Origin of the sequence: Silvanigrella sp., from assembly GCF_044369315.1 — a bacterium.
Lineage (GTDB): Bacteria > Bdellovibrionota_B > Oligoflexia > Silvanigrellales > Silvanigrellaceae > Silvanigrella.
The window spans coordinates 1-6,861 of the sequence record NZ_JBIPMD010000187.1 but is presented as its reverse complement, the minus strand read 5'-3'; the positions used below and the strand labels follow the sequence as shown (position 1 = coordinate 6,861).

The 6,861-nt window shown below is 23.9% G+C and carries 4 protein-coding genes; all 4 read right to left on the bottom strand.

What is annotated here, in order from left to right:
- Positions 1-424 precede the first annotated feature (424 nt).
- Positions 425-2,350, bottom strand: a complete 1,926-nt coding sequence (locus ACIQ56_RS13000; protein WP_397601484.1) for a hypothetical protein — start codon at positions 2,348-2,350, stop codon at positions 425-427.
- Between the two features lie 397 nt (positions 2,351-2,747).
- On the bottom strand, positions 2,748-4,007 hold the full coding sequence (locus tag ACIQ56_RS12995) for a serine hydrolase domain-containing protein (protein WP_397601483.1): 1,260 nt from the start codon (positions 4,005-4,007) through the stop codon (positions 2,748-2,750).
- A gap of 176 nt (positions 4,008-4,183) precedes the next feature.
- Positions 4,184-5,032 (bottom strand): DMT family transporter, encoded by an 849-nt coding sequence (locus ACIQ56_RS12990; RefSeq protein ID WP_397601482.1) that lies wholly within the window; start codon positions 5,030-5,032, stop codon positions 4,184-4,186.
- A gap of 17 nt (positions 5,033-5,049) precedes the next feature.
- On the bottom strand, positions 5,050-6,594 hold the full coding sequence (locus ACIQ56_RS12985; RefSeq protein ID WP_397601481.1) for an APC family permease: 1,545 nt from the start codon (positions 6,592-6,594) through the stop codon (positions 5,050-5,052).
- Positions 6,595-6,861: the final 267 nt, after the last annotated feature.

Genomic DNA, 6,861 nt, shown 5'->3' with positions numbered 1-6,861 from the left:
CTAGAACTTGATTTTTAAACTCAAGAGAATATTGACTTTTAACTGATTTCTTCTTTAACATTGGACAACCCTTCTATATGAACGCCTAAGTTCATAGCATATTGTCCACCAAAAGGAATCACTTTAGATTTATTAATTTTGAATCATCAATAAAGTTTGCCGAAAACGAATATTTTTGGAAAGATATGCAGATTATTATAAGTATAAATTTTAATTTTTTCATAAAAATTTCCTTATTCATTATAAAATGATTATTTTTAATTTTAAAATTCTTATATAGTAATATATTTGAAAAATCAATATGCAATTTAGAATTTTATAGAAGTCTGATTGGATTGATTTTAGCTATAAATTGATTATGAATAAATCACATATATATTGTTATTTAAAAATGAATGACTTATTATCTTTGTTGTAAAATAAATTAGATTGAATTGTTTTCAACTGAGTATAAGTTTAGATATAATTGAGATTTTTCTATTACTTTAAAAGTATTATTTTTTTGAAGGCCATCAATAAAATCTACAGCATCAAAAGTTTTATATTTAAACATTTCTAAAATATATTCAAAAATATGATATTTATCTTGTGGAAATGGAATTTGAATATTTTCTTGCTTTGAATGAGAAAAAGAAGAAGATTCAAATACTTCTATATAAGAGTGAGAAGCTGTAGATGTTTTATCATAAAATAATGACCAAAATAAAAACATGCTACAATTTATTGTTGCCTCAATTTTATATTCATTGTCCTGAAATAGATTTTTTGATTTTAAAAATTCTTTTTTTATTCCAGCAATGTGACCAGAAATACCATTTCCAAGCTCTATTCCTTTTTCATGTAAAAACTTATTACGAGCTTTAACCTTGTCTAAATCTGAAATATAAGAAGAAATATCCTCATTTGAATTTTCTAATTGATAAGATCGCACGTTATATGAAGCTTTTCCTATCATATTATATTTACTTTCTTCACGATTTATCTTTAAATTTACTCCCCTTCCTACTACAATATTTGATATATTTTCTTCAGTAGTTAAAGACTTTTTATCAATTTTTAATTTATTTGATATATTATCTTTTAAAGTATGAATGCATCTTCTAATATCATTTATAATCATAGCACCTATCGAAACGAGAGGAAATTTAAGTAACAAATTGTTTGTTTTTATAAATAATTTATTATTGTTTAATTTTTCATATTCAAGGAAAAAATAAACAAATTGAGAAAACTTCTTTATTTGACATTCTCCAAGAATATTTTTATACTCATTTTTCGATAAAAAGTATTTAAAATATTCAGACGAGTCAGATTTATTTAACAAAAAATATGTAATAATATTATTGTTAAATAAATTAAGCTCATATTCATTATATATTAAATTAAATTCCTGATCAAATAGCATCTTATTAGGAACTCTTTTAATTATATCTTTTGATTTATTAATACTTGTTTCTAAATCTTTTGCTATTTTTTGAAATGTATTTTCATTATAATTAGAAAAAAATTGACTATAAAGGCAATCAATATTATTTATTTCTTTATTTATATAATTAAAATAATTAATAAGCAATTCTTTTTGTGATAAATACAGCAATTTTTTATTATCAATTGATAAAACTAATGCTAATTTTTTTTGAATTAAGCTATTTCCTTTATATTTAGCTATTATTTTTGACAATATATCATTAAAAACCTCTTTTTCTGAAGAATAACAAATTGTATATTCAGCTTTATTTTTTTCTCGTATCTTTATTTTTTTAATTTCATTTAAAACGTCAGTATATTTTATATAGAATTTATTATAAGAATTTAAGTTGTAATCATTAAAAAAATCGAACCATTTTTTAGAATTTTCACTAATATTTTTGGACGCTAAAAAACTATCTTTTAATTTAACTACAGTATCTGAAAACTTTGATAAAGGAATTTTTCCAAGTACAGGGTTTGCATAAGTTGCTAAAACTTTTTCACAAATTATCTTGAAGTTATTGTCATCAATATTAACTGAAATATTTTCTAGATATGATTTATTTTTGGTTAAAAAATATAAAAAAGTATTCTTAAAATCTTCAAATGTAGAGTAAAAATAAAACCATGGTACAAAATAATAATGGTTTAATAAGTCACGATTTTCTAAGTCAGAATTTACAAAAACTTTTATATTTTGAATAGTATTAAGACTGATAAGATTTTTTATAAAAATTCTTTTATTTTCCAAATTTGAAGGGTGAGATCTATTATTTTCTTCAACATTTGATAGCATATAATCCAGAAAGTTTGAATCTTCCTGCTTTAATTTAGGATATAAATTTTGAAAACGATTTTTTTCTACCATATAAATAATCATAATAATAACCTTTTTAAAAAAATATTTTATTTTAGTTTTTAAAAACAATTTTTAGACTCATATAAAAGAACCGTTCTATATAGAAAAAGTAACAAGAAATTTATTTTCATTCAAGCCTATTTAGTTAAATAATTAAAATAAATTTATAAGATTTTGAAAATAATAGAAAAATATTTTTATAAATTGAGTATCATTTTAAATGAAATTACTGAATTTGCATATCTATTACGCATATTCGTTTTGGCACTTTAAATCTAAAAGGGAAAAATTTAATAATACGCTATCCTAAATTTTTTCAATTTTCACAAATAAAATATTTAAAACTTAAATATTTTATTTTTATAAAATTTTATAAATATGTGAATCTATTTCGTAGAAAACTTTTTTGGAAGGTGTATTACAAACATTTTTCCGAAATATATTTTTCCACAATTTCATTTACAGATTTAAATGTTTCACTTTTTTTTGCATTAGTAAGATAAACATATGAAATATTTTTGTCTTTAATAAAATTCATTTTAGTTAAAAACCCCATAGTTCCGCCTGTGTGAGAATAATTTGCCAAGGAGTTTAAATAATTTATTACAATCCCTAATCCATAACCCTCATTAATAATATAAGGAACTACATTTTGTGGTGTAGGGTCTTCTGGGTTTTTATCTGTTTCATGATAAACAAAATTCAGCATTTTATTTAGCTGAGAAGCATTAAGTAAATTTTTAGATGAATCTGCTGATGGTTCTGAAAATAAATTGCGAATAAAAAGGTTTAAATCGTTTGATGTTGCGGTAATGGAGCCTCCACCATTTGTCCAAGACATTGATAAATCAATTATATCCATTCCATAATTTTGATCATTTTCTGGAATATCAAATAAATATCCGCTCATGATATTTTCATGATACGTTGATGGAATGCCTTCTTTAGGAATATGTTTAATATAAAAACTATGGTTTAAGTTTAATTTTTTAAAAATTCGATTTTCAATTTCGGTCGCTAATGTATTTTTTGTAATTTTTTCAATTATTTTATTAGCAAGTACATAATTGGTATTAGAATAAAAATAGTGACTTCCAGGCGAAAAACTTAAATCTTTATCTTTTACAATATTTAAAATTTCATCCGTACTAAAATTTATTTTAGAATTTTTAGGGTTATTTCTAAATATTTCCATTAAAGAGTCTGAATATTCAGGTATACCAGAAGTCATATTTAACATTTGTTTGATTGTAACGTTTTGCCATTTTGGAAAATCATTTGGAAAAAATTTACTTAATTTGTCGTCCAAAGATAATTTTCCTTCGGCCTCGAGTTGTAGCATGACAACAACAAGAAATGCTTTTGAATTACTTCCAATTTGAAACAAGCTGTTGTTTGTAACGGCTGTGCCATTTGATTTTTGCATGCCGACATTATATGATGTGGCAATTCCATTATTGTATTTAGGGCACTGCATGGTAAAGGCAATTCCAGTACTTCCTTCTTTACCTTGTTTTTTCAGAATGGCATTTAATTCGCTGTTTATATCCATTGAAGGTTTTTCGGTGTCTTTGTTTTCTATTTTATTATTATTTTTAGAATTTTCACTGCGATTTTTGCATGAAAGTAAAGTTAAACTAAATAAGGGAACAAGAATTTTAGCTATTTTGGTATTCATTTTTTAATTTTAAATCCTTTGTTGAAAGAAATATATAAATAGACGAAAAAAATTTATGAATTTTTAAAAAGATTGTCAATTTTTAATAAATACATTGTTTTTAGATATTTCTAATTTCTTTTTAATAAAATGTTATTTATCTTTCATTGCAGCGCTATTTCATTTTCTGAGATAAATTATTTAATACTTGAAGAAAAAATACAAGAGATAATAATTAAAATTAAACCATATAGTTGAAGTATTGTTATTTTTTCGTTTAAAAATAAAACGGAGATCATGACCGCAAAAACAGGTTCAGTTAAAGAAATAATAGAGGACTTAAATGCTCCAATTTTTTCCATGCCTTTAATTAAAAAATAAATAGCAGATAACGTTCCAATAATAGATATTCCAAGCATATTAAAAATAAAGTTGTAATTTAAATTAAAGTTTTTTTCAGAAATAAATAAATAGGGAATAGAAAGAAATGATGCTCCGATGAGTTGATAAAAAACAATATCAATTTGATTCTTATTTTGCTTTTTATCTTTGTTTATAATAATATAAACTGCATAGATGAGTCCAGAAAGAATGGCAAAAAATATTCCAATTAAATTGTCTATTTTCCCAAATTTATGAAATGAAATTAATATTACACCAGTTAAAGAACTCAATATTAATAATAAAGATTTTAAATTTAATTTAATTTCGCCAGTAATAATACTATAAATAAATATATAAACAGGAAAAATATAAGCTAACACGGCGGCAAGGCCAACTCCAATGTATTGCAGAGATGATAAATATGTAAAAGTTGTAATAAAATATAAACCACCCCCCCCCATAATAATATCTTTTTTATATAAAATAAAATTTCTTTTAGAAAATTTTATAAATGGAATTAAAACAAATATAGAAATGATAAATCTTGTAATTAATATGACAGATAAGCTTGTATTTGCTTCATATAGGTTTTTAGAAAAAATACCTATAAAAGCAAATGATAGTGAGGAAATTACAATATAGAAATAACCAAAATGATTCATGTAAATATTCTTTTAACTTAATTTTTTATGCCAATTATATTTCTGTTTTCAGAAACATGATTTTTTAATACGATGGTTTTTATTAAAAATAAAATGGCAATGCTAATTATAAACTGACTTATTAATTCAAAATAAATGGATTCATAGTTGGCTTTTAAAAATGTGCATATAGCGATTGAAACAATATGAAAAGGAATAATAAAATGGAAAACTAAATTTAATTGAAAGGTTTTTTTGTATATATCTTTTATTAAAGTAAAAACAAAAAATACCACAAAAATAATTAAAGCATTTTTTACTGCATTCCATCCACACCATATAAGCATTAAATTTGAAAAATAAAAACTTAAGAAAGAAATAATATTATAATTTTTAACTTTAAAAGTCCCATTGAAATTATTGCTTAGTCTTGCATAAATTACATAAATTGGGACATAAGACATAGTTAAAATAATTAAGGCACATAAAATTGTAATCATATTTTGCCAGCCTGATACTGAAAAAATAAAAATCACACCAATAATAAAATTTATCGAATTTGCAATGTATGGAGAAGAATATCTGTTTCTTTTTGATAAAATACTTGGAAATATTTTTGATTCTCCTAAGTCACTTAAAACGCGTGATGCAGCAATTTTGTAACTTAATCCAGTACCAAATGGTGATATAGCAGCATCAACATATAAAAATAGCGCTATAGAAGCAAAACCAAATATAGCGAGCAATCCAGCAATGGGTCCGGAATCTCCAGCAAAATTTAAATTCGCCCACCCTCCTTTTAGATACTCACAAGGAATGGATAAGTTAAAAGAAATTTGAACTAATAGATAAATGACACAGGCAATTAATATTGAACCAAAAACAGCATAAGGAACATTTTTTTGTGGATTTTCAGTTTCATTCGCTAAAAATATAGCAGTCTGAAATCCAATAAAAGAAAAGGCAATACCACAAGTTGAAATGGCCGTAAGCATTCCTCCTACACCACTGCTAAACATATCAGTAGATAAATTATGGGCAGCATTCGTTGGATTATTAAAAATAATATAGATAAATATTAACGATACAGCTAAAGGAACGGCAACTTTAAAAACGGTGATTACTTTATTAAACTTTCCAACAGTGTTTATTGCAAAAATATTTATAAAAAACATGATAAAAATTAAAAAAATGGAAAGTAACAAGCCTTCTGTTGATAACGTAAATTCTTTAGAATCTGTTTTTATCCAAGTAAAATAATTAGAAGCATATTGAACTGTTGCTTGAACTTCTATAGGAGGAATTAAGGCAGTCCAAATCCAAGTTAAAATGCTTACCAATATTTTTCCACTTTTCCCAAAACTTAAGCTTGCGGCATCGGACATGTTATTAAATTTTTTATTTAAAATAACTTCTGCATAGGATAATGCTATAATTCCATACATTAATCCGCCAATTATCCAAGATAATATTCCTGAGTTTCCTGCTGCTTTTGCTGTGTAATATGCCCCATAAAGCCAACCAGAACCAATGATTGAGCCTAATGATAAAAAAAGTAAATTTGTTTTAGTGACTTTAATCATATTATGATAATTCCTTTTAGGAGAAACTCTCTAGAAAAAGATGGATATTCATATTTAAAATAAATCTATAGTTTGGAATATATATCTCCTTTTTTGTGATTTTAAAAATATCATATTGTTTTTATTAAAAATCAATAAAAAAATCAATAAAAAAATTTTTATGCCAGTTAAGAGTTGAGAAAGATATTGTGAAGATTGAAGAAATAGCTCCAATTTGTTAGTTAATTGTTGCTTAAAAAAAAGTAACAAAGGAGCTACCAATGGATT